This is a genomic window from Pseudomonas sp. GW-45 (assembly GCF_056896675.1).
Genome location: NZ_CM167674.1, coordinates 3,764,403 through 3,786,800, shown reverse-complemented (window position 1 = coordinate 3,786,800; position 22,398 = coordinate 3,764,403). Strand labels below are relative to the sequence as shown.

Sequence of the window (22,398 nt, the reverse complement as noted above, 5' to 3'; positions counted from 1 at the left end):
AGTAGGGTAGGTATCCTTGTTCTGCGCAAGAATTGCCTAATTCTGTTTATTCCGTAGAAAAAGGCAATCGGCAAAAGGTGCACTTATAGGGCAGGGAAGTGGCTTATACGCACCCATTAACAACAAAACGGCACTCGCCAGCCTTTGATTTGCGCGATCCTGCAAGCTTATTGCCTTATCCTGCAATTTACATCAGGCTGTAATCAGCGCCTAACTCTTCCTGCGTATACTATCGCGAAACTCCAGAACGAGGTGTTAACGCATGATCGACATCAATGCCCAGCTTGCGCAACCTGAAGCGCCCATGTGTCGCCGCTTGGCGGAGCTCGTGGTGAAGCACACCTCGGAAGAAGGTGTTCAAGACACCTGCATACCCGGCTTACAGGTTTTTCGCGCCGATCATCCGACCAGCGTCAGCTCCTCGGTATACGAGCCTTCTCTTTGCGTCATGGCGCAGGGCAGCAAAACAGTGCAGCTGGGCGACAAGGAGATTATTTACGGCCCGCTGACCTATATGATCTCTGCGGTAGAGCTGCCCGTGGTGGGCTGCGTGGTGGATGCCTCACCAGAAACACCTTACCTGGCGGTAAAGCTGGCGATAGACCCTCAGGAGGTGGCAGAAATGGTGCTCGAGTTAGGCGACACCCTACCGCCACTGGACCAGCAACGGGATTGCCCAGCTGCCTCCTGCGGACTGTGTGTGGCTCCGGTAGATGTGGGTATTCTGGAGGCCATGACGCGACTGGTATCTTTACTCGAGTCACCCGCAGACTGTCGCATTCTGGCGCCGCTGGCACGCCGCGAGATAATCTACCGCGCGCTGATCGGCGAGATGGGCTGGCGCATGCGCGACTTTGTCTCTACTGACAGTCAGGCGCACCGCATTTCCAAGGTCATTGCGGTGCTCAAGGACAGGTTCGCCGAACCCTTGCGGGTGAGGGATCTGGCTGATGATGTGAACATGAGCGAATCCACCCTGTTCCATAGTTTCAAGCAGGTGACGCGGATGTCACCGGTGCAATTCCAGAAGAAGTTGCGCTTACACGAAGCGCGCAGACTGATGCTAAGTGAGGGGCTGGAAGCCGCGACTGCCAGTTATCGCGTGGGTTACGAAAGCCCTTCACATTTTAGCCGCGAGTACCGGCGTATGTTTGGCGCGCCACCCAGAGCGGATGTGATCAAGCTGCGCGGCGAGCAACCCATGCTCGCCAGCATGTAGAGAGCAGCAACCCCCGCCGACTCAGTTCGGCGGGAAGCTGCCCAGAATCTTACCAACCAAACGGTTGATCTGTTCTTCACGCTTGGCTGGGGTCTGCGGACGCTCACTCATGGATTCACTTTCACTGCCACGCCACACCAACTTGCCATCGCTGCTGTCGAGCATATCGATCTGCAGAATCAACTCTTTATAGTCAACACTCTGGGTTTGAATCGATGGACCACCCCAGAAACCGCCCCAACCCGTACCCCAGTAACCACCGAAGCTAGTGCTCACGTTGTCCTGACGATTCTCGATCATGAGATAGGCCTTCACCTTCAGGTCAGCGCTTTGACCTGCCGCCGGTGGACGCAAGCCACGCAACTCCATCTGATTGCTCACCGAGTCCTTCACGCGTTCACTGGTCAGCTCGCCGGTCAGCCGTGGATCATTTTCCGGGCGAGATGAAACGGCGGGGTCGTCGAACTGCCAGGTGCGGTAATCACCAAAGTTACGGGAAACATCGTAATCAGGCTGCACCGCAGCACCCTGACAGGCAGCAATCAATAGAACAGCAGGCAACAGCAAGAATAAACGACGCATGTTAAGACTCCACAGAGTGATCAATAACCAATTGGACAATACCGCCCATCACCGGTTTCGAGCAGCACACACCACAATGCAAGGTACCGCCCAGCAACATTTAACTCAGTGTAACCCGAGCCAGTCACCATTGCCGACCAAGGCAAACGATGATTACCGGTCCGGCCCTTGCAATTTGCACGACAAAAACAGCGGCGTCGTGCAAAGCGCAAGCGAGACACCCCCAAACGAAAAACATAACTGATTGTTTTTAATGTATTTATATAAAAACAAAAAGCTGGCACAGCCCCTGCAATAGTAATTACATCGGCAGGCAAAACAACGCCGGATACGGACAAAAAACGATTTACAGGAGAAACACCCATGTTCAAGTTGAAAACAATCGCACTTGCTACCGCTACCGCCAGCCTGATGGGCATTATGCCCCTGGCTGCCCACGCAGACGACGGCGACATGGCAGAAGCCCGCCAAGAAGGTTCAGTCTGGACAGCGATTGCCTTGAATCGCCACCTGAACCCCTTCGAAATTGATGTTGACGTTGAAAACGGCGTCGCCAAGTTGACCGGTGAAGTTGAAAACGACGTTGACCGTGATCTGGCCGAAGAAGTTGCCATGAGCATCGATGGCGTCACTAAAGTAGACAACCAGCTGGCGGTTAATCCTGACGTTGAAACCAAGCAGAGCGCAGATGGCGAACAAACGCTGTCACAGAGCTTCAGCAGCGCGACTACTACAGCCACCATCAAGTCCAAACTATTGTGGAACAGCAACACCGAAGGTCTGGACGTTAACGTCACCACCAAAAACGGTGTAGTTAACCTGAGTGGTACTGCGCAATCTGAAGCAGCTAAGGATCTGGCTGGCATGCTTGCCAAGGACACCGATGGCGTACGCCGCGTTGACAACGAAATCCGCGTCAATGCCGATGCTACTGCGGCTGCCAAGGCACAGAACACAGCCGATGACGCTGGTGAGGCAATCAGCGATGCCTGGATTACCAGCAAGATCAAATCCAGTTATTTGCTGAGCAGCAACCTGAGTGGTTTGGATATCTCGGTTGACACCAAAAATGGCGTAGTTGCATTGAGCGGTACCGCCATGTCTAGCGCTGAGAAAGACCTGGCTATCCGTACTGCCAAGAACATCAAAGGCGTTAACGAAGTGACTGCAGAGAATCTGCGCACTGCCAACTGATCGAATGGCCGGCCCACAAGGCCGGCCACTTTATTCTCTACAATTGACCTAATTGAAAGGAAGGATATAGATCATGAGCGACAAAACATCCGAACTGAACGAGCTAATTGAAATCACCCGCGACGGTAAAGTTTTTTATGAGCACGCGCGTGACGAAGTAAAAGATGTACAGCTGAAGTCCCTGTTTACCGACATGGCCCAAGCCAAAACTGAAGTTATCGCTGCATTGCAAAGCAAAGTCGTGGCGAATCATGACAAACCTGCCACTGGCGGCACCCTTGCCGGCAAAGCACGTCAGGTTTACGCAGACACCAAGGCTGCTCTGTCCAGCGATGAAGGCGCTACCTACATCGCACAGTTGGAAGAAGCCGAGGACCGGATTCTGCACGCCTTTGAAGAAGCGATGGACGGCCACGAACCTGATCTACGCGCCGAACTCGCAACCCAGATGCCAAAGGTACGCGCTTGCCATGACCGCATGCGTGACCTGAAGAAAGCGCAGAAGAAGTAAGTAAAAACGCCAAGCAGTAAATCATCATCGACGGCAGGGCAAGAGCCCTGCCGCGATAAACGAAGTAAGAGCCAGCGCGCCTAACCTCATACGGAAGCGTCGAACGGCTTGCCACCAAGGAGAAACACCATGATTAGTTGGGCTATTACATTCCTGATCATCGCCATCATCGCTGCGGTTCTAGGCTTCGGTGGTATCGCCGGCACAGCTACGGGTATCGCCAAGATTCTGTTCCTGGTCTTTATCGTGCTGTTCATTGTGTCGTTCATTATGGGGCGTCGTCCAAAGCTCTAGGCTTAGACGCAAACGCTTAACACCCGCTCAGGCGGGTGTTTTTGTATCTGCTATGTACAAGAATGTACCCGAAAATAATTTATTGAGGGAACATCCCAGGATCGGAAAACGCCTGACGCAGATGCTCATAAACCAAACGCACGCGAGCTGAAATAGGGCCACGTTGCGGACGATAAATATAGAGCTGCGCAGGCTCGGGCGAGTAGTCTTCCAGCAGCGGTATCAGTCGGCCATCTTGCACATAGGGTAGTGCCAGGTAGGTGGGTATTTGGCCTATCGCAAGGCCAGCAAGCACCGCATCCAGCTCCGCCTCAGCGTCGTCACAACTAAAGGCTGGGCGGGGAACCAGCAGATTATCCCTATCGCGAAACATCCACGGCCAGGGCTTACCAGTGCGCCGGTCGATCACCACCGACAGGGGTAGCACCAACAACTCTTCAGGCCGAGCGGGTATTGAGACCTGCTCCAACAGCGCAGGGCTGGCCACCACCATAAAACCAATGGGTGCCACCGCGCGGGCAATGTAACTGCGGTCTTGCATACCACCGATGCGCACTCCCACATCTATCTGCGCACCGACAACATCCGTTGGTTCATCATCCAAGCGAATATCCAGCTGCAGGCCCGGGTGCTCCCTCAGCAAGGGCAGCAAAAGCGTCAGCAAAAACCGCCGCCCAACCGCATGTGGCGCGGCTATGCCGACCCGGCCCACAGTGTCTGCGGCCTGAGCCGCGTGCCGATTACGAGCGAACAGACCATCCACGGTCGCCAGCGCCTCACGCGCCTGCAATGCCATGCTTTCACCAAAACCAGTGATATGGATCTGCCGGGTGTTGCGATGAAACAAGGGCTCGCCGAGCAGCTCTTCAAGCTCCTGCACTGCGCGGGTAACGGTTTGCGGAGACGTACCCAGGCGGCTGGCCGCCTCCCGGAAGCTGGGAGCTTCGGCGGCACTGCAGAAAATACGGAGTAACTGAATTCGATTATGCATGGGCCTTTTTATTCCATTTTTTGGAATAGTTCAATCCAAAGCATTTCATTCAAAGCCAAGCTGCTGGCTCCCATACTCTCCAACAAGGTCAGGCAACCAGCCGTGCCGACACTCATATTTCTGGAGTTTTTCATGCAAAACAATATAGCCAACAAGGTCGTCGTTATTACCGGCGCCAGCAGCGGTCTCGGTGAAGCCACCGCACGTCATCTTTCTGCCCTCGGTGCTATCGTGGTGTTAGCCGCTCGCCGCAAGGATCGTCTGGATCAACTGGTAGAAGAGCTCACCACCGCCGGAGGCAAGGCCGTCGCGTTTGAAACCGACGTGACTCGACAGCAAGATGTGCAAGCCTTGATCGAGGGTGCTGTTAAGCACTTTGGTCGCATCGACGTATTGATCAACAACGCTGGCCTGATGGCCATCGCTCCGCTATCCGAAACCAAGGTGGATGAGTGGGACCGTATGATCGACATCAACATCAAGGGCGTGCTCTACGGTATCGCAGCCGCGCTGCCTGTTTTCCAGCAGCAGAACAGCGGTCACTTTATTAACATCTCATCGGTAGCCGGTATCAAAGTATTTAGCCCCGGCGGCACGGTTTATAGCGGCACCAAGTACGCGGTTAGCGCTATTACCGAAGGTCTACGTCACGAAGTCGGCGGCGCGATTCGTGCTACCACTATCCTGCCTGGCGCAGTGGACTCCGAACTTAAGTTTGGCAGTTCGCATGAACAAAGCGCCAACAACGTGAAGGACTTTTATCAACAGGCCATCTCATCGGACTCAGTCGCACGCGCCATTGCTTACGCCATTGAGCAGCCCGCGGATGTGGATATCAACGAGATAGTGCTACGCCCCACCGTGCAAGATTTCTAAGGCGTTTCAGCACCTCCTAAAAAGCCCCGCCCGGCAACTTGCTGGCGGGGCTTTTTAGCACGCATTGCTCCAAGATTCAGGCCGCGACAGGAACAAGAATGGCATCGCCAACGGCGAACAATTTGCGCTGCTCATCGCCCAGCGCGTAGATTTCCGCCGCCGCAAATATTTGCTGACGTCCTGGCTTTACTACCCAACCGCGCACGACAAAGGTCTCGGCAACTGCAGGTCGCAAACAGCGCACTGCGTATTGCGACGCCAACAACCGCTCTGTTTGCGTACCCGCTGCAAACCCGCAGGCCGTGTCGATCAACGCCCCGATGATGCCCGCGTGCAGGAAACCACTGTATTGGCCAAAATCGCTTCGCCAGGGCAAATGCAGCTCTACTGCGCCCGGCTCAGCGCTGACCACCTCTAAGCCCAACCACTGATTGAATGCCGCCAGCTTTGATACTGCACTGAGCTTCTCAAGCACATTATTATCCGATTGCATGGTGACCACTCCACTATTGAGAAAGGCGACTCGCGCCTGAGTTAACGAGGCTGAACGACCTTGAACACACCCCGAGCGACCGCACACAAGGTGTCATCGGCATAGATCTCGGTTGACGCGAAGCACAAGGATTTACCGGCCTTCAATACCTTGGCACGCACCTCCAGCCATTGGCCCTGGCGCGCAACATCCAGATAGTCGAGCGTCATGCTGACCGTCACCAAGCCGCCGATATTCTCCAGCTGACCGGCGCAACTCAGCCCCATAGAGTTATCCGCCAAGGCAGAAATCAAACCACCATGCACAAAGTGACGGCTGTTCACGTGGGCTGTGCCAGCGCGCAACCCCAAGCTCAAACCATCGGCATGCGCGCGTTGATAGATCGGCTGCCAAGGTTCGGTCAAACCACTGCGGCGGTCGTGTAGTTGGAATCCTTCGGGAATATCGGTTTCGCTCATAGCGATCTCTGGCTTATTTTTGATATAGACCAGTCTATATAATATGAGAGCCAAGTCAAACCGCTGCTAAGTAAAACGCCAATAGGGCTGTGAGGGATGAAGCGCGAGCGAGCGGCAGACTCAACTATTTTCAAGCAAATCCGCTAGGTCGTCGCAGGCCTGAACGATGGGTTGGCTACTGGCCTCCACGCGCGCCATCAGCATCGCGCCTTCCACCGTGATCAGTATCAGCTGCGCTAGCCGTTGCGCACGCTCGGCCGGCACACCGTCTGCCTGCAGCTGCTCAATAAACGGCTGACGCCAGTTAGCAAATGCCAGTTGCCCTGCTTTGGCCAGCGACTGGGATTGCGGCGTGGTTTCCAGCAACGTCGTGGCGATAGGACAACCTTCACGGTACTCCGCCTGCGCCATCCAGCCTGCGAGTAGCCGGCCATAGCCGCGGAGCATATCTGCAGCGCTGGTTTTCTCGGCGCGCAGCTCATCCAGCGTCTTGGCAACCACCGCACCAGCAACCGTGACGGCTTCTTCGCCCAGCTGCTCTTTTCCGCCAGGGAAGTAGTGATAGAGCGAGCCTTTAGGTGCGCCACTGTCTTTGAGAATATCGTTCAGGCCAGTGGCTGCATAACCGCGCTGGCGGAACAGACGTATGGCCGACGTGATAATGCTATTGCGGTGCTTGGCGGCTGCTGCCATGACGTTACCTGCTGGAAAAGTGGCCGATATTTATACAGACCAGTCTATCTGATCGCAGAGAACAGGCACACTGGCGGCGGCTCGACTGTTAGAATTCAGCCTTTATCAGCTGTCTGGACTCGCCATGAAACGCTTCATCCTGCTTGATACCGCACCTATTCCTGGTACCGCAGATGCACTCTGCTTGTTTGAATATGGCGATGACTTTGTCATCAAGATTCAAGGCGGCAAGGGCGGGCAGTTGATGAATACCCGCACCCACGGATCAGAGGATGCCCTGGCGGCCATTCCCTGTCGCAGCCTGACCAGCAAGCCCGGTGCTCGGGTTTTGATTGGCGGCTTGGGTATGGGCTTTACCCTGGCCTCTGCGCTGCAGCATCTTGGCGCTGACGCCGAGGCTATTGTCGCCGAACTGGTGCCAGGTGTGATCGAGTGGAACAAGGGCGCACTAGGAGCCAAATCGGGTTACCCGCTGAGCGATGCGCGTACCCACGTGGTCAATCAGGACGTGGCCGAACTGCTCAAGGCCGAAGCAGCCGGTTTTGACGCCATCATGCTGGATGTGGATAACGGGCCAGAAGGGCTAACCCAGAAGTCCAACAGCTGGCTGTATTCGCCCGGCGGGCTGGAGGCTTGCGCCCGCGCGCTGCGACCCAAGGGCACGCTGGCCGTCTGGTCAGCCAGTGCGGATCGGGCCTTTTCCCAACGCCTGAGCAAAGCGGGTTTCAAAGCACGTGAAGAGCAGGTCTACGCACATGGCAATACCGGGACCCGCCACACGATCTGGATCGCACAACGCAAATAACCCGCATAAACGACACATAGGAGAGAACGTCATGAGCAACAGCAAACTGGAAGGCGTACAGGTTCGCCGCGAAGTCATGGGCGATGTGTTTGTTGATCGCGCGCTGAACAACGCCACCGAATTCAGCCAGCCGCTACAGGAATTCGTCAACGAACACGCCTGGGGCGGTGTCTGGAACCGCGAAGGGCTGGATCGCAAAACGCGCAGCCTGATCACCCTGGCCGCGCTGACCGCACTGAAATGCCCACAGGAACTCAAAGGCCATGTACGCGGCGCGCTGAACAATGGCTGCACGGTTGAGGAAATCCGCGAGGCGCTGCTGCATTGCGCTGTTTACGCTGGCGTACCGGCGGCCATTGATGCCTTCCGCGCTGCGCAGGAAGTGATCGACAGCTACCAGAGCGCCTGACCTGCAATGGATATAAGCCTGGCACGAACCTTTCTGGAAATAGTGCGCAGCGGCAGTTTGATTGCCGCGTCCGAGCAATTGCACGTGACCCAGGCAGCAATCACAGCGCGGGTGCAGAGCCTGGAAAGCCAGCTCAACTGCACCCTGTTCGTGCGCAACCGCGCCGGCGCCAGACTAACCGCCGACGGCGAAGCCTTTGTTGCCTATGCCAATCAGATGGTGCAGCTATGGGAGGCGGCGCAACGCGATCTACCGCTGCTCAAGGGCTTCGATAACGTACTACACGTGGGCGGTGAAACCAGCCTGTACAATCCGTTGATTCTGCATTGGGTACGCAAACTGCGTAGCCAAATAAGCAGCCACGCAATTCGTACCGAAGTGGGTGATGGCGCGGTCCTGCTACGCAAGCTCGAACAAGGCACGCTGGACGCCGCACTGGTATTTCAACCGGCTTACTGGCCCGGCTTGCAGGTAGAAGAGCTATTGGAAGAAAAGCTAATTCAGGTTTACCTGCCGCAGAACCCGGAACCCTATATCTATATCGACTGGGGCGAAGGCTTCCGGCGCCAACATGACGCTGCGCTGCCCGACAAAGCCAAGGCAGAACTCAGCTTCAATCTCGGCCCCCTGGCGCTGCAATACCTGCTGGAATGTGGCGGATCGGGCTACTTTCGCACGCGGGTAGTACAAAGCTATCTCGACAGCGGTGTATTGCAACGCGTGCCAATGGCGCCGGAATTCAGCTTCCCTACTTATCTGGTTTACTCCCGCGAGCGCGACACCCCGGTACTGCAACAGGCCATCGGCTTGCTGCGTGAAGCGGCAAGAGATAGCACCGATTGGTCACAGCGCTGGAATCCTGCGCTCTAGCCGCCATCCGGCTAATTCAGATGCATCAGCAGATCCCGATGCAGCGCAGCAATCAGATCGGTTTGCGTAATCAGACCAACCAGCTGCCCCTGCTCAAGCACCGGCAGACAATGCAGCCCTTGGCTCGACAGCATGGGCACCAGATCAACAATGTGGCAATGGCGATCGACTGCCACCACCGGTGAACTCATGACCTCGCTGAGCGGCGTTTTCTGACCGCCGCCACGACGCAAAAAGCGACGACCACCCGCGCGGCCCGCGAAATCAGACAGATCCACCAGGCTGACAATACCCACCAGTTTCAGCTCAGCATCCAGCACCGGCAGCACGCGCAGACGGTGATGCTGCAACAACTGCAAAGCTTCGCGCACACTGGTCTCGGGCGTTGCCCAGCGCAGATCGCGGGACATGATATCGCCGGCCCGAATCTCGCCCATACTGCGGCGCAGCGCCGACCCCTCAGTTTTGCGGATAATCAGTGCCAGATCCTCGCGGGTAATATCCACAAACTCGCCAAACTCATCCAGTGCCGCGTCCATATCCGCATCGGTAATGCCCACTCGCAATTCTGGCGAGCGATCATTGGTGTGGTGCAGGTCAATCGCTGGCGCCGGGCGTTTGGGATATGGCACGCCGGTCAGATTGTTATAGAGCAGCGCGCTGGCCAGCAACGCAAAAGCATTCAGCATGACCGGCAAGATCGCCATCTCACCCAGCGCCTGCAACGCCGGGCCAGCGAGGACCACACCGAGCGCGACCGCGCCGCCCGGCGGGTGCACGCAGCGCAGCACAAACATGCACACCAGTGTGACGCCCGTCGCCAGCGCCGCCATGTCCAATGTATGGCCGCCATAATGAGCAACCGCGGTAGCGACTACCGACGCCAAAAAATAGCTGCCCAGAATCGACCAAGGCTGCGCTAGGGCACCCGAGGGCACAGCGAATAATAAAATGGCAGAAGCGCCCAGCGGGCCAATCAACAGCAACGCAACGGGCAGGCCGAATAACTGCTGGCACAGCCAAACGCTGAACAGAATACCCAGAGAAGCACCCACCGAGGCACGCAGCCATTCCCGTGGGCGGGTATTGGTCAGTGTGGGGATAATCCCGGTGATACGACGCGATAAACTCAAAAACATATCACTCATGCAAGATTGCCAGACGCCTTAAGTAAAAGACCCTCAGGCTTGAAACAGGTCGCCGGAACGGCCTTGTGAATCGGCTTGCGGCTCTTCAATAAACGGCAGCGCTGCTGCCTCTTCCAACTCACTGCCGACCAAGCGGCGCTGACTTAATGAAACCCCCAGCCAAAACACGGCGACAGCCAGTAGCAAGAGATAGAGGCTCACGCGCTAGCTCCCGCGTGGGTAGCGTCAACGGCTGAACGCTTGGGTGCGGCACGCAAGGTGCGCCATACGTTATAAGCCATCAACAACATGCCACTGGCAAACATACCGCCACCGATCAATCGCACAACATAGCCGGGGTGGCTGGCTTCCAACGCTTCGACAAACGAATAGGTGGCCGTGCCGTCGACGTTAACTGCGCGCCACATCAAGCCTTGGGTAATACCGTTGACCCACATCGCAACGATGTAGAGAACCGTGCCGATGGTAGCCAGCCAGAAGTGCGCGTTGATCAGCACGGTGCTGTACATTTGCTCGCGGCCCCACAGTTTAGGCACCATATGGTAGAGAGTGCCAATACTGATCATCGCCACCCAACCGAGCGCACCGGCGTGGACGTGGCCGATGGTCCAATCGGTGTAATGCGATAACGCGTTCACCGTCTTGATGGCCATCATTGGACCTTCAAAAGTAGACATACCGTAGAACGCCAGCGCCACCACCAAGAAACGCAGAATCGGATCGGTGCGCAACTTATGCCAAGCACCCGAAAGCGTCATCATGCCGTTGATCATACCGCCCCAGCTGGGCGCCAACAGGATGATCGACATCACCATGCCGAGTGACTGGGCCCAGTCCGGCAGGGCGGTGTAATGCAGGTGATGCGGGCCAGCCCAGATATACAAAGAGATGATTGCCCAAAAGTGTACGATCGACAGTCGATACGAATAGATGGGCCGTTCCGCCTGCTTGGGCACGAAGTAATACATCATGCCAAGAAAACCAACCGACAGAATGAAGCCCACCACACTGTGCCCGTACCACCACTGGATCATCGCGTCCGTGGCGCCGGCATATACCGGATATGACTGCAGCAGGCTGATAGGCACGGAAATGTGATTAACCACATGGACCAAGCCAGTCACCACGATAAAAGCGCCGTAGAACCAGTTACCCACATAGATGTGCGAAACTTTGCGCCTGGCAATGGTGGCGAAGAACAGGTAGCTATAGGCAATCCAGACCACGGTTACCCAGGTTGCAATCGGCCAGATCATTTCTGCGTATTCTTTGCTGGTGGTATAACCCAGCGCATAACTAATGATGATCGCCACAATGCTGGCCTGCCAGCCCCAGAATACAAAGCTGGCGAGCTTATCGGATACCAGCCGCACGCGGCTGGTGCGTTGCACGACGTACAACGACGTAGCGAACAAAGCGCCGCCGCCAAAAGCAAAGATAACCAGGTTGGTATGAATAGGGCGCAAGCGTCCAAAAGCGCTCCAAGGCTGGTTTAGCGTCAGTTCAGGCCAGACCAGCTGAGCAGCAAGTAACACGCCCATACCCATACCCAAGACGCCCCAAACCAGTGTCATCAGAGTGAACTTGCGGACCACGTCGTAGTTATACAACGGCGCTGTTGGATTGGCGGAGGTGGGTGTATTAAGGGTCATTAAGGATCCGTTGCACTCTAAAATTTATCGGGCAGAACTGAAGGCCGCGCTAGTCTGCCGACAAATTTAAGTAACAACAAATCAATAATAATTGAATTTAAATAAGATATTTTTGAATAAAAGAACGCAGACGAGATTGCCCGTCTGCGTAAATCCATAGCGCATGGTGTGTAGGTCAGGCGCTCATGTCTTCCAAAGGTCCAAAGAACTCGTAGCGCAGGTTGGCCGCAGGCACTCCCAGAGTCGGCAGCACTTGATAACAGTTACGCATAAAGGGCTTAGGGCCAAGGAAGTACACATCCAGATCACGCTCCGCCGGCAACAGCTGGTCCAGCTTGGCGGCATCAAAAAAACCGTGTGGCTGGTCCGCGTCCTGCGGCAGCGGGTTGCTGTAGGCGTAGCTCACTTTAAGGTTGCTGTACTGCTGTTTCAGCGCCTGAACTTGAGCGCGGAATGCGTGGTGTTCGCTGTTCAGCGCGGCATGCAGAAAGTGCACTTCACGGCCGCTGTCCAATGCCGGTTTGAGCATACTTAAGGTCGGCGTAATACCCACTCCGCCACTCAACAGCACCAGCGGACGCATGTTGTCGTTCAGCACGAAGTCGCCGCTTGGCGCGGTCAACAACAACTCATCGCCTTCATTCAGCTGATCGTGCAGATGAGGTGAAACTACACCGCCGGTTTCGCGCTTGACGCTGATGCGCAGGTGCTGCTGGCCGGGGCAATCCGACAGCGAATAGTTGCGGCGTACGGTCTGCCCATCGATCTGCAGAATCAAGCAAACATACTGCCCCGGCTTGAACTCGGGCAGCGCGCCGCCGTCACTGGGCACCAGATAAAAAGACGTAATCACCTCGCTCTCACGTACCTTGCGCTGCAGGGTAAAACTACGCTCGCCGCGCCATCCACCGGGCATTAGCGCGTTCAACTGGTAGTTTTGCTCTTCAGCACCAATCAACAGATCGGCCAGCTGACCGTAAGCCTCGCCCCAAGCGGCCAGCACCTCGTCGCTCGCCGCTTCGCCGAGCACCTCACGGATGGCCGCCAGCAAACACTCGCCGACAATCGGATAATGTTCCGGCTGAATGCCCAGCGACACGTGTTTTTGGACAATCAAAGAGACCGCGTCGCCGAGCACTTCCAGACGATCCAGGTTGCTGGCGTAAGCAACGACGGCATTCGCCAGCGCCTGACGCTGCGTACCCTGTTGCTGATGCGCCTGATTGAAGTAGGCTTTCACTTGCGGATAGCGCTCGAACATCAACGGGTAGAAGACGCCGGTAATATCAGTAGCGTGGATTTTGACCGCAGGCAGGGTAGCGGCAATGATGTCTTTGCTGTGTTGCGAGAGCATGGTGATTCCTCATGGCATTTGCTTACTCAAATACAGAGCACAGCGCGTGCCAAGCCAGAAACCAGCATCTTTACTGGCCTTCAGCTCAGCATGAGTCATAATGACAACAGCAATATTGCTGTCTTTATGACTACATGGTGTCTTTATGACAACATCAACCACCGCTGACGTGTTTCTTGCCATCACCACCGACCTATCGCGCGAGCTACCGCCCCAGCAGCGACTGCAAAATCTACTGCAGGGTTTACGGCAAGTATTTCCCTGCGATGCCACTGCGCTGTTACAGCTGCGCGGCTCAGTACTGGTGCCGCTGGCCATTGATGGCCTTAGTACCGACACGCTGGGTCGCCGCTTCGAGGTGGAAGCGCAGCCTCGGTTAGCGAAAATTCTGCTCAGCCGTGAGCCGGTGCGCTTCCATGCCGACTCGCCCCTGCCTGACCCTTACGACGGCCTGGTGCAGGAGCGCCCGGGCGAGCTACACGTACACGACTGCCTGGGCCTGTCGCTGTATGTCGATGATGCCCCTTGGGGTGTACTGACACTCGACGCCATGCAGCCCGGTGCCTTTGACCGTATCGACCCGCAGGATCTGCGCGCCTTTGCCCGTCTGACCGAGGCCACGGTAAAAATCGCTAACCTGATCAGCCGCCTGCAGGACCGCGCCGAACGGCATCAGCAAATGGCTCAGGCGGTAGTAGCCGACCTTGGCCAGCAGGAGTTAATCGGCCAGAGCGCGGCCATGCAACGTCTGCGCGGCGAGATCGACATGGTCGCCCAATCCGATTTGGCGGTGCTTATCACCGGCGAAACCGGTGTCGGCAAGGAGCTGATAGCCCGGCGCCTGCACGCTAGCTCGGCGCGCAGTGACTCACCACTGGTTTATGTTAACTGCGCAGCACTACCGGATAATTTAGTGGAAAGTGAATTGTTCGGCCATGTCCGCGGCGCCTTCTCGGGCGCGGCACAAAAACGTGCGGGCAAGTTTGAACTGGCCAACGGCGGCACTCTGTTTCTCGACGAGATCGGTGAACTACCGCTAGCCCTGCAACCCAAGTTGCTGCGCGCGCTGCAGAGCGGTGAGATACAGCGGGTGGGCAGTGATGCGCAGCATCAGGTGGACGTGCGCATCATCGCCGCGACCAATCGCGACCTGCACAAGGAAGTCGCGGCCGGGCATTTTCGCGCCGACCTTTATCACCGCCTGAGTGTGTATCCCATCGAGGCGCCCAGCTTGCGGACACGCGGCAAGGACGTATTGCTGTTGGCGGGTCACTTTCTTGAGCAGAATCGGCGGCGCATGGGCCTGCGCGGCTTGCGCTTAAGCGCTGATGCGCGGGAGGCGCTACTGAGCTACGACTGGCCCGGCAACGTGCGCGAACTAGAGCACCTGATCAGCCGCGCGGTGCTGCGCGCCCGCCTTACTCAGGATGACAGTCGCAAACTGCTGACTATCAGCGCCGATATGCTGGATATCAGCGCAGCACCATCAGCCCCCATGATCACAACGGCTGATCACGAGCAGCCCGGCACAGCTGGGCTCAACTTGCGTCAAGCTACCGAGCAATTCCAGCGCAGCCGCATTGAAGCCGCGTTAGCGCAGCATCACAACAACCAGGCACAGGCCGCACAGGCACTGGGGCTAGACCGGGGCAACTTCACGCGCCTGCGTAAACGCCTAGGGGTCTAACCAAGGTACAGCAGCTCAGGCGGCGAAGCGCTGTTCCAGATAGCTGTTGATCGCTTTGGACTCGTACAACCAAGTGGTTTGCTCGCCTTCTTGAATACGCAGGCAAGGCACCTGAATTTTGCCACCCTGCTCTAGCAGCGCCTGACGTGCTTCGGGGTTGTTCTTGGCATCACGCAGTGCGACCGGCAGGTTCAAGCGACGCAAGGTGCGGCGGGTCTTCACGCAAAACGGGCACGCGTTGAACTGATACAGGCTTAACTGTGCTGCGGCCTGATCTACGGACGCCTGGGCTTCAGGCGCGCGCTTCATCTTGCTTGGGCGGGTGATAAAACTCAGAAAAATGACTAGCTGGCCAAGGCCAACGCGGAGGGCTTTCAACAGCATGAATAAAGACTCTCTCATCAAGTGCATAGGTGGAGACAAACAGGCGCGCAGCTTACCGGATTCGGCGCGCACAAGCCCGTCCAGCTGACGAGCGCGTCATGCAAGGCCGATTTCCGTTCGATTCAGCCCGCTTTGCTGCGGCATAATAGCCGCCATACTGACAACTGCAGAGGCATACCCATGAAACCTGAAGACCTGCTCCTGCTGGTCAGCCGCGAGATGCCCTACGGCAAATACAAAGGGCGCCTGTTCGCCGACCTACCCGGTCACTACCTCAACTGGTTTGCCCGCGAAGGCTTTCCCAAAAGCGAAGTCGGCCGGCTATTGCAACTCATGCAGGAAATCGATCACAACGGCCTCAGCGCACTGCTCGACCCGCTACGCAAGCCGCGCAGCTGAACCCAGGCAGATCGCAGGTCAGGCGATACCGCCATTGGCGCGAAGGATCTGGCCGTTCACCCAGCCGCCCTGCGTACTAGCAAGAAAAGACACCACAGCGGCGATATCGTCGGGTTGCCCCAGCCGCTCCAACGGCGACATGTGCGCCAGGCGCTGGACCATTTCTACGGTTTTGCCATCCAGAAACAGCTCGGTTTCCACCGGACCCGGTGCGACCGCGTTGACCGTAATCTGGCGACCGCGCAGCTCCTTCGCCAATACCTGCGTCATTGCCTCAACTGCTGCCTTGCTGGCGTTGTAGACCGCGTAACCCGGCATCTTCAAAGCCAGTGCCGAGGTCGACAGATTGATGATGCGCCCGCCATCATTCATCCGCTTGGCAGCCTCACGCAAACAACCGAAGACGCCCTGCACGTTGACCGCAAAAGTACGCTCAAACAACTCATCCGGGGTATCGGCCAGTGGCATGGTCTGCATAATGCCAGCATTGTTAACCAATACATCTAACGAACCGAGCTGCTGTTCGCACTGCGCAAACAACTCCCGCACCTGCTCGGGTTGCGCCATATCAGCCTGAATCGCTGTCACTCGGGCGCCATCGGCGCGCAGATCGGCTACCAATTTGTCTGCCGCAGCGGCGCTGTTGGCGTAATTGATCGCCACCGCGAAACCGTCTGCCGCCAAACGGCGTGCAATCTCGGCGCCAATACCACGAGAGGCCCCGGTGACCAGCGCGACTTTTTGAGTTGCATTCGACATGTGCTTACCTCCAGCTGAATACCAAGCCTTAGCATGCGCGTCTGGAGAGCTGAGTCAAATACACAAAGCTGCACAGGCATACGCGGAAACTCCGGCCTGCTGGCTAACTCCAAGGTCCTGTTCACCTGTTGGCCCGAAACTTTATGGAACCCGCGTGTAGATACCATGCTCTATGCTGGTAGTTCCTATGACGCCGTGCGCTTTTGCCTTACGGCTGCAACCACGGCATTACAGTAGCTACTCACTTAAATTCGGGAGTCACGACCATGGCGAAATTGCTGGTGCTTTATCATTCCATGTACGGCCATATTGAAACCATGGCGCAAGTAGTAGCCGAAGGCGCAAGGCAAGTGGATGGCGTGAGCGTCACCATCAAACGGGTACCGGAAACCATGCCCGAAGCCGCGTTCAAGGCCGCTGGCGGCAAAACCGATCAGGCTGCGGAGGTAGCCAGCCCAACCGAGCTGGGTGATTACGACGGCATCATCTTTGGCGTACCCACCCGCTTCGGCAATATGTGTGGGCAAATGCGCACCTTCCTCGACCAGACCGGCGGTCTTTGGGCCAAAGGCGCACTGCACGGCAAGGTCGCCAGTGTGTTTGCCTCGACAGGCACCGGCGGCGGTCAGGAGATGACCATCACCTCTACCTGGACCACCCTGGCGCATCACGGCATGATCCTGCTGCCCATCGGTTACGGCGCAAAGGAGCTGTTCGATATTAATCAGGGCGCCGGTGGCACACCCTACGGCGCTACCACCATCGCCGGCGGTGACGGCTCGCGCCAGCCCGATGAGCGCGAGAAGGCGATTGCTCGTTACCAGGGCAAATATGTTGCAGAAACCCTACTGAAACTCACCGCCTGATCCTACCGGCACCGGCCAAGTGCCGGTGCCGCACCCCGCGCCAACTTAAACAGAAGCGTTCATGCCGAGCGCTCAATCCAGCGTTGCTTTCTCTTATTGAATTACGATCAACATCTATCTAATATTACAATCGTAATTTAAATATTGATTCCCCTATCTTTGGAGAGAACAGCATGGGCACAGCGAGCCAAGCCGGCACTGCGCTAGTTACCGGGGCTTCATCCGGAATAGGGGCCGCCTATGCAGACCGCCTCGCTCGACGCGGCCACGATCTGTTGCTAGTGGCGCGAGATCAAGATCGACTACAGCGTCTTGCCACGCGCCTTGAGAAAAAGTACGGCGTCAGCGTCGAGCCATTGCCGGCCGACCTCAGCGAAACCCGGGCAATCGAACGGGTAGCAAAGCGCCTGCGCGGGGATCAGCAGATCAGCCTGTTGGTCAATAATGCCGGCGTCTCACTCAGCGGCTCACTGGTTGAGTCCGACCGACACAGCGTCGCCGCCCTGCTGCAACTCAACGTGTTGGCCCTTACGCTACTGTCTAGCGCTGCTGCGGTGAACTTCAGCATGACGGGCCGTGGTGGCATCATTAATCTAGGGTCGGTGGTAGCCCTTCTGCCGGAGCGCTTCAACGCGGTCTATGCTGCGAGCAAGGCTTATGTGCTCAGTCTGACGCAAAGCCTGCACGCCGAAATCGGCGATCGTGGCGTACAGATCCAGGCGGTGCTGCCGGGCATGACGGGCAAGGAAATATGGCAACGCAGCGGTGCGTCACACGATCCTTCGCTCGACGCTATGATGATGGATGCCGGTGATCTGGTTGATGCCGCCTTGCGCGGGTTCGACCAAGGTGAATTGGTGACTATTCCGTCGCTACCCAACAGCGCCGATTGGCAGAGCCTGTTGCAGGCCCGCATGCAGCTGGCACCCAACCTGTCGCACAAACTGCCGGCTGCGCGCTACGCCTGAAATGCAACAGCCCCCACCGTCTTCACGGCAGGGGCTGCTTTCAGCATATGTGCCACAAAAGCATCAAGCCGCAGGCTTCTCAACCAGCTTGATCAACTGCTCCCGCGCGTTCTCCAGCAGCTCATCTGCCAGCGCCGGATCAGACACACTCCGTGACAACACCAGTGCGCCGACCATGGCCGACAGCACCAGCATGCTCTGCTGCGCGGCATCCTCACCTGGCAGCTTGCTGGCAATGCTCTGCAGCCGGTTGTTGATCACCTTGTCGGTGGTCGGACTCGGCTGTCCCTTCTGGCCCAGTTCAGCTGAAACCGTTGGCAGCGGGCAGCCTTGCCCGGGGTTGGCGCGGTGCTGCGGTGAAAGATAGGTTTCAATCAGCTGCGACAAGGGCGCATCCGGCCCCGTCTTCAAGGCCAATGAAGCCCTAAGCTGAGCAGTCGCATGCTGCAGCGACTGCTCGACCAGGTCATCCTTGGACTTGAAGTGTGCGTAAAAACCGCCGTGGGTTAGACCCAGCGACTTCATCAGGGGCTGGAGGCCGGTGGCACCTACGCCGTCGGCCCGAAACCGCCGCGCCGCTTCATCCAGAATCGACTGGTGGGTTTTGGCTTTGTGATCCTCTGAGTAACGCATACCGCCTCCCGGCTTTAAATGCAGGCCGTCATTTTATACCTATACATCCACAAGCACAGCATCAACTTTGAACACCGGTCGCGGTGACTGACTGCTCTGTCCTCTTGCTGCCTGCACCGAGGACCAGACTGCACAGTGCCGGCAGAAACAGCAGCGTCAAAAGCGTGCCCATCAGCACACCACCAATCAGCACAAAGGCCAGCGATGACCAGAACACCGAAAGTGTGAGCGGGATAAATGCCAGCGCTGCCGCCAGCGCAGTAAGCACGACCGGGCGCGCACGACGCACCGTGGCTTCGACAACCGCCTCATGAATGGGCATGCCGTGATCCTGATTCTGTCGAATCTGATCGGTGAAAATCAGCGTGTTGCGCATCAGAATTCCGCCGATGCCGATCAGCGCCAGAATCGCGTTGAAGCCAAACGGCTGATTGAAGATCAGCAGTGCCGGTACCGCGCCCACCAAGCCCAAGGGCGCGGTGGCGAACACCATGAACATCACCCCAAAGGAGCGCACCTGGAACATGATAACCACCAGCATCAGCAGGATCATGATCGGGAAGAGTACCGCCAGCGCCTTGTTGGCAATCGCACTTTCTTCTACCGGGCCACCGATGGTGATGCTATACCCCGAGGGCAACTCGGCTACCAGCTCCTTCAAGTCAGCATAGGCCGCTAAAGCTGCATCCGGTGGCTGAATCCCCGGTGCAGTATCCGCGCGCACCTCAAAGGTTGGCTCACGGTTGCGGCGACGTAGAATCGGGTCTTCCATTACCGGCACAAAACGTCCTACCTGTTGCAGCGGAATAGCGCGCCCGGCGTCATTGGTGATGGTCAGGTTCTCAATGCTTTGCAAGTTCTCACGCTGTGCGTTGATCGCGCGCACCACCACCGAGACGGTGCGGTTGCCTTCACGCACCTCGGTAATCGGGTTACCCGAAAGTAGAGCGTTAATCTGAGATTTAACCTGCGCTGGCGTAAAGCCCAACAAGCGCAAACGGTCTTGATCCAGCAGCAGACGATAGCTGCTGGATTTCTCGCCCCAATCGATAACCGTATCGCGGGTCATCGCGTTGGCATCGACCCGCGAGCGCACTTGCTCGGCAATACCGCGCAAGATATCCAGATCAGGCCCACTGACCCGGAACACCACAGGGAAGGGTACCGGCGGGCCAAACACCAGCTGGATTACCCGCACCCGCGCGCCCGGAAATTCTCCAGCGGCAACCCGCTCACGCATGCGCACTATAAGCGCGTCACGTGTGTCGGCATCGGCCGTTTGCACCACGATTTTGGCGAACGCCGGATCAGGTAGTTCGGGGTTCAACGAGAGGAAGAAGCGCGGTGCGCCGCCGCCTACGTAGGAGTCGACCATCTCGGTCTGCGGTTCCTCCAACAGCGCCTGCTCTACTCGATGCACTACCGCCTCGGTGTTTTTGAAGGCGGTACCCGGTGGCATGTAAACCTCCAGCATCACCTCGGAGCGGTCAGAGTTAGGGAAGAACTGCTTCTTCACCAAACCCATGCCCATGACGCACAACACAAAAACCGCTAGCACCAAGCCGGTCACTGGCCAGCGCCAACGAATACAGCCCTCCACTACAGCGCGTAGCCGTGCGTAGAACGGGCCAGCGTAAATAGCATCGTGGCCGCCTTCTACCGGTTTGATATTGGGGAGTAGTTTCACGCCCAAGTAAGGCGTGAACACCACCGCCACCACCCAGGAAGAGATCAGCGCAAAGCCAACAATCCAGAAGATATTACCGGCGTATTCCCCTGCGCCGGAACGGGCGAAACCCACTGGCAGAAAACCGATGATAGTGACCAAGGTACCGGTGAGCATGGGCGCCGCCGTGGAGGACCACGCAAAGGTCGCGGCAGACACCCGATCCATACCTTCTTCCAGCTTCACTACCATCATTTCAATCGCAATGATCGCGTCATCCACCAACAGACCCAGCGAGAGGATCAGTGCGCCCAAGGTGATGCGATCAAACTCGCGCCCCGTCATCAGCATGATCACAAACACCACCGCCAATGTCAGCGGTACCGCAGCTGCGACCACCAAGCCGACACGAAAGCCCAGCGCCAGCAAACTGATCAACATAACCACGCCGAGCGCGACAAAGAACTTGAGCATAAACTCGTTAACCGCACTGCTGATCTTGCTGGCCTGGTCCGACACCTTGGTGAAGTGAATACCCAGCGGCAAACTATCCTGCAGGCGCTGCTCTTCAGCAATCAGTGACTTGTCCAACTCCAAACCGTTGAAGTGCTTCTGCATGATCACGCCAAGCATCAACGCCGGCTCGCCCTGATGGCGAATACGGTAACTGGCAGGGTCTTCATAGCCTTGGCGTACCTGCGCCACATCAGCCATACGCAACACCCGGCCGTTGGCAACTATGGGTACGTTCTCGATTTGCTCAAGGCTATCGAAGGCGCCATCCACGCGAATGTAAGCACGCGGTCCAGCGGTCTCTACCGACCCGGACGGCGCCACAGCATTCTGGCGCGCCAACGCTGAGAATATCTGATCCGGGGTCAGCCCCAAGGTGGCCAAACGCTGATAAGAGAATTCGACGAAGATGCGCTGCGGCTGCTCGCCGAGAATGTTGACCTTCTTCACCCCAGGCAGATGCAAAAAGTCCTGACGCATCTGCTCGGCCAACTGCACCAACTGGCGATGCGGCAACTCCCCTGCTTCCAGCGCGTAGAGTGCGAAATATACGTCGTTGTATTCATCGTTGAAAAACGGACCACGCACGCCATTCGGCAGCTTGCTGGCCTCGTCTTCGAGTTTTTTACGTGTCTGATAGAACAGTTCGGGAATCAGTTCCGGTGGCGCAGCATTGGAAAAAATCACCTTCATCGCTACCAAACCGGGCTGCGAGGTGGTTTCCACTCGATCGTAATATTCCAGCTCCTGCAGCCGCTTTTCCAGCCGGTCGGCAACCTGCTCCTGCATTTCCTGTGCGGTTGCACCCGGCCACGCAGCGGTAACAGTCATCACCTTTACGGTAAAAGAAGGGTCTTCCGCACGGCCCAATTTGCCAAAAGCAAACAGACCCGAGAGCAATATCGCGATAATTAAGAACAGGGTCACTGCGGGGTTGCGTACCGCCATGGCGGATAAGTTAAAACCACCCATGG

At 57.0% G+C, this 22,398-nt stretch carries 25 protein-coding genes; 12 read left to right on the top strand and 13 right to left on the bottom strand.

Going from position 1 to position 22,398, the window contains the following annotated elements:
- Positions 1-262: 262 nt before the first annotated feature.
- Positions 263-1,219, top strand: a complete 957-nt coding sequence (locus tag AC1XYH_RS17870) for an AraC family transcriptional regulator (RefSeq protein WP_483324466.1) — start codon at positions 263-265, stop codon at positions 1,217-1,219.
- 21 nt (positions 1,220-1,240) lie between these two features.
- Here the strand turns inward: AC1XYH_RS17870 and AC1XYH_RS17865 are convergent, their stop codons facing one another.
- Entirely contained in the window at positions 1,241-1,801 is a 561-nt protein-coding gene (locus AC1XYH_RS17865) for a DUF4136 domain-containing protein (protein ID WP_483324465.1), read from the bottom strand.
- 363 nt (positions 1,802-2,164) lie between these two features.
- Here AC1XYH_RS17865 and AC1XYH_RS17860 point away from each other — a divergent pair, with 363 nt between their 5' ends.
- The 3 genes from AC1XYH_RS17860 to AC1XYH_RS17850 all read left to right on the top strand — a co-directional run bounded on the left by AC1XYH_RS17860 (position 2,165) and on the right by AC1XYH_RS17850 (position 3,800).
- Positions 2,165-2,995 carry a BON domain-containing protein gene (locus AC1XYH_RS17860; protein ID WP_483324464.1) on the top strand — a complete coding sequence of 277 codons (831 nt, stop codon included), beginning with the start codon at positions 2,165-2,167 and terminating at the stop codon, positions 2,993-2,995.
- A 73-nt stretch (positions 2,996-3,068) separates the two neighbouring features.
- Positions 3,069-3,506 (top strand): ferritin-like domain-containing protein, encoded by a 438-nt coding sequence (locus AC1XYH_RS17855; RefSeq protein ID WP_483324463.1) that lies wholly within the window; start codon positions 3,069-3,071, stop codon positions 3,504-3,506.
- Between the two features lie 129 nt (positions 3,507-3,635).
- On the top strand, positions 3,636-3,800 hold the full coding sequence (locus AC1XYH_RS17850) for a DUF1328 domain-containing protein (protein WP_483324462.1): 165 nt from the start codon (positions 3,636-3,638) through the stop codon (positions 3,798-3,800).
- A gap of 79 nt (positions 3,801-3,879) precedes the next feature.
- Here AC1XYH_RS17850 and AC1XYH_RS17845 read toward each other — a convergent pair whose 3' ends face one another.
- Entirely contained in the window at positions 3,880-4,791 is a 912-nt protein-coding gene (locus AC1XYH_RS17845; protein ID WP_483324461.1) for a LysR family transcriptional regulator, read from the bottom strand.
- A gap of 132 nt (positions 4,792-4,923) precedes the next feature.
- Here AC1XYH_RS17845 and AC1XYH_RS17840 point away from each other — a divergent pair, with 132 nt between their 5' ends.
- Positions 4,924-5,667, top strand: coding sequence for an SDR family oxidoreductase (locus tag AC1XYH_RS17840; protein ID WP_483324460.1), 744 nt, complete (start codon positions 4,924-4,926; stop codon positions 5,665-5,667).
- Positions 5,668-5,743: 76 nt separating this feature from the next.
- Here the strand turns inward: AC1XYH_RS17840 and AC1XYH_RS17835 are convergent, their stop codons facing one another.
- The 3 genes from AC1XYH_RS17835 to AC1XYH_RS17825 form a co-directional block, all read right to left on the bottom strand.
- Positions 5,744-6,160, bottom strand: coding sequence for a PaaI family thioesterase (locus AC1XYH_RS17835; RefSeq protein ID WP_483324459.1), 417 nt, complete (start codon positions 6,158-6,160; stop codon positions 5,744-5,746).
- Positions 6,161-6,201: 41 nt separating this feature from the next.
- On the bottom strand, positions 6,202-6,618 hold the full coding sequence (locus tag AC1XYH_RS17830) for a PaaI family thioesterase (RefSeq protein ID WP_483324458.1): 417 nt from the start codon (positions 6,616-6,618) through the stop codon (positions 6,202-6,204).
- A 120-nt stretch (positions 6,619-6,738) separates the two neighbouring features.
- The gene (locus AC1XYH_RS17825) at positions 6,739-7,311 is read right to left on the bottom strand and encodes a TetR/AcrR family transcriptional regulator (protein ID WP_483324457.1); all 573 of its coding nucleotides are present in this window, start codon (positions 7,309-7,311) and stop codon (positions 6,739-6,741) included.
- A 124-nt stretch (positions 7,312-7,435) separates the two neighbouring features.
- Here AC1XYH_RS17825 and AC1XYH_RS17820 point away from each other — a divergent pair, with 124 nt between their 5' ends.
- From AC1XYH_RS17820 to AC1XYH_RS17810, 3 genes are read left to right on the top strand one after another with little or no spacing between them, the layout of a single operon-like run.
- On the top strand, positions 7,436-8,116 hold the full coding sequence (locus AC1XYH_RS17820) for a spermidine synthase (RefSeq protein ID WP_483324456.1): 681 nt from the start codon (positions 7,436-7,438) through the stop codon (positions 8,114-8,116).
- Between the two features lie 31 nt (positions 8,117-8,147).
- Positions 8,148-8,525 carry a carboxymuconolactone decarboxylase family protein gene (locus tag AC1XYH_RS17815; RefSeq protein WP_483324455.1) on the top strand — a complete coding sequence of 126 codons (378 nt, stop codon included), beginning with the start codon at positions 8,148-8,150 and terminating at the stop codon, positions 8,523-8,525.
- A 6-nt stretch (positions 8,526-8,531) separates the two neighbouring features.
- Positions 8,532-9,395 carry a LysR family transcriptional regulator gene (locus tag AC1XYH_RS17810; protein WP_483324454.1) on the top strand — a complete coding sequence of 288 codons (864 nt, stop codon included), beginning with the start codon at positions 8,532-8,534 and terminating at the stop codon, positions 9,393-9,395.
- An 11-nt stretch (positions 9,396-9,406) separates the two neighbouring features.
- Here AC1XYH_RS17810 and AC1XYH_RS17805 read toward each other — a convergent pair whose 3' ends face one another.
- The 4 genes from AC1XYH_RS17805 to hmpA form a co-directional block, all read right to left on the bottom strand.
- Positions 9,407-10,534, bottom strand: a complete 1,128-nt coding sequence (locus AC1XYH_RS17805; protein WP_483326411.1) for an HPP family protein — start codon at positions 10,532-10,534, stop codon at positions 9,407-9,409.
- 42 nt (positions 10,535-10,576) lie between these two features.
- Entirely contained in the window at positions 10,577-10,744 is a 168-nt protein-coding gene (locus AC1XYH_RS17800; RefSeq protein WP_483324453.1) for a hypothetical protein, read from the bottom strand.
- Positions 10,741-12,195 carry a cytochrome-c oxidase, cbb3-type subunit I gene (ccoN, locus tag AC1XYH_RS17795; protein ID WP_483324452.1) on the bottom strand — a complete coding sequence of 485 codons (1,455 nt, stop codon included), beginning with the start codon at positions 12,193-12,195 and terminating at the stop codon, positions 10,741-10,743. The genes AC1XYH_RS17800 and ccoN overlap by 4 nt, the downstream gene beginning before the upstream one ends.
- A gap of 175 nt (positions 12,196-12,370) precedes the next feature.
- A complete protein-coding gene (hmpA, locus tag AC1XYH_RS17790; protein ID WP_483324451.1) occupies positions 12,371-13,549 on the bottom strand; it encodes an NO-inducible flavohemoprotein in 1,179 nt (392 codons plus the stop codon).
- 145 nt (positions 13,550-13,694) lie between these two features.
- Between hmpA and norR the strand changes: the two genes are divergently transcribed.
- Positions 13,695-15,236, top strand: coding sequence for a nitric oxide reductase transcriptional regulator NorR (norR, locus tag AC1XYH_RS17785; protein WP_483324450.1), 1,542 nt, complete (start codon positions 13,695-13,697; stop codon positions 15,234-15,236).
- A 15-nt stretch (positions 15,237-15,251) separates the two neighbouring features.
- On the opposite strand, the gene AC1XYH_RS17780 is transcribed toward norR, so the two are convergent.
- Entirely contained in the window at positions 15,252-15,620 is a 369-nt protein-coding gene (locus tag AC1XYH_RS17780; protein WP_483324449.1) for a glutaredoxin family protein, read from the bottom strand.
- A 180-nt stretch (positions 15,621-15,800) separates the two neighbouring features.
- On the opposite strand from AC1XYH_RS17780, the gene AC1XYH_RS17775 reads away from it, so the two are divergent.
- Positions 15,801-16,019 carry a DUF3820 family protein gene (locus tag AC1XYH_RS17775; protein ID WP_123888838.1) on the top strand — a complete coding sequence of 73 codons (219 nt, stop codon included), beginning with the start codon at positions 15,801-15,803 and terminating at the stop codon, positions 16,017-16,019.
- An 18-nt stretch (positions 16,020-16,037) separates the two neighbouring features.
- On the opposite strand, the gene AC1XYH_RS17770 is transcribed toward AC1XYH_RS17775, so the two are convergent.
- Positions 16,038-16,778, bottom strand: coding sequence for an SDR family oxidoreductase (locus tag AC1XYH_RS17770; RefSeq protein WP_483324448.1), 741 nt, complete (start codon positions 16,776-16,778; stop codon positions 16,038-16,040).
- 266 nt (positions 16,779-17,044) lie between these two features.
- On the opposite strand from AC1XYH_RS17770, the gene wrbA reads away from it, so the two are divergent.
- Both wrbA and AC1XYH_RS17760 read left to right on the top strand, forming a co-directional pair.
- Entirely contained in the window at positions 17,045-17,644 is a 600-nt protein-coding gene (gene wrbA, locus AC1XYH_RS17765) for an NAD(P)H:quinone oxidoreductase (RefSeq protein WP_483324447.1), read from the top strand.
- Between the two features lie 173 nt (positions 17,645-17,817).
- Positions 17,818-18,612 carry an SDR family NAD(P)-dependent oxidoreductase gene (locus tag AC1XYH_RS17760; RefSeq protein ID WP_483324446.1) on the top strand — a complete coding sequence of 265 codons (795 nt, stop codon included), beginning with the start codon at positions 17,818-17,820 and terminating at the stop codon, positions 18,610-18,612.
- A gap of 63 nt (positions 18,613-18,675) precedes the next feature.
- Here the strand turns inward: AC1XYH_RS17760 and AC1XYH_RS17755 are convergent, their stop codons facing one another.
- Together AC1XYH_RS17755 and AC1XYH_RS17750 are read right to left on the bottom strand one after the other, a co-directional pair.
- Positions 18,676-19,245, bottom strand: coding sequence for a TetR/AcrR family transcriptional regulator (locus AC1XYH_RS17755; protein WP_483324445.1), 570 nt, complete (start codon positions 19,243-19,245; stop codon positions 18,676-18,678).
- 61 nt (positions 19,246-19,306) lie between these two features.
- A complete protein-coding gene (locus tag AC1XYH_RS17750) occupies positions 19,307-22,396 on the bottom strand; it encodes an efflux RND transporter permease subunit (RefSeq protein WP_483324444.1) in 3,090 nt (1,029 codons plus the stop codon).
- Positions 22,397-22,398 lie beyond the last annotated feature (2 nt).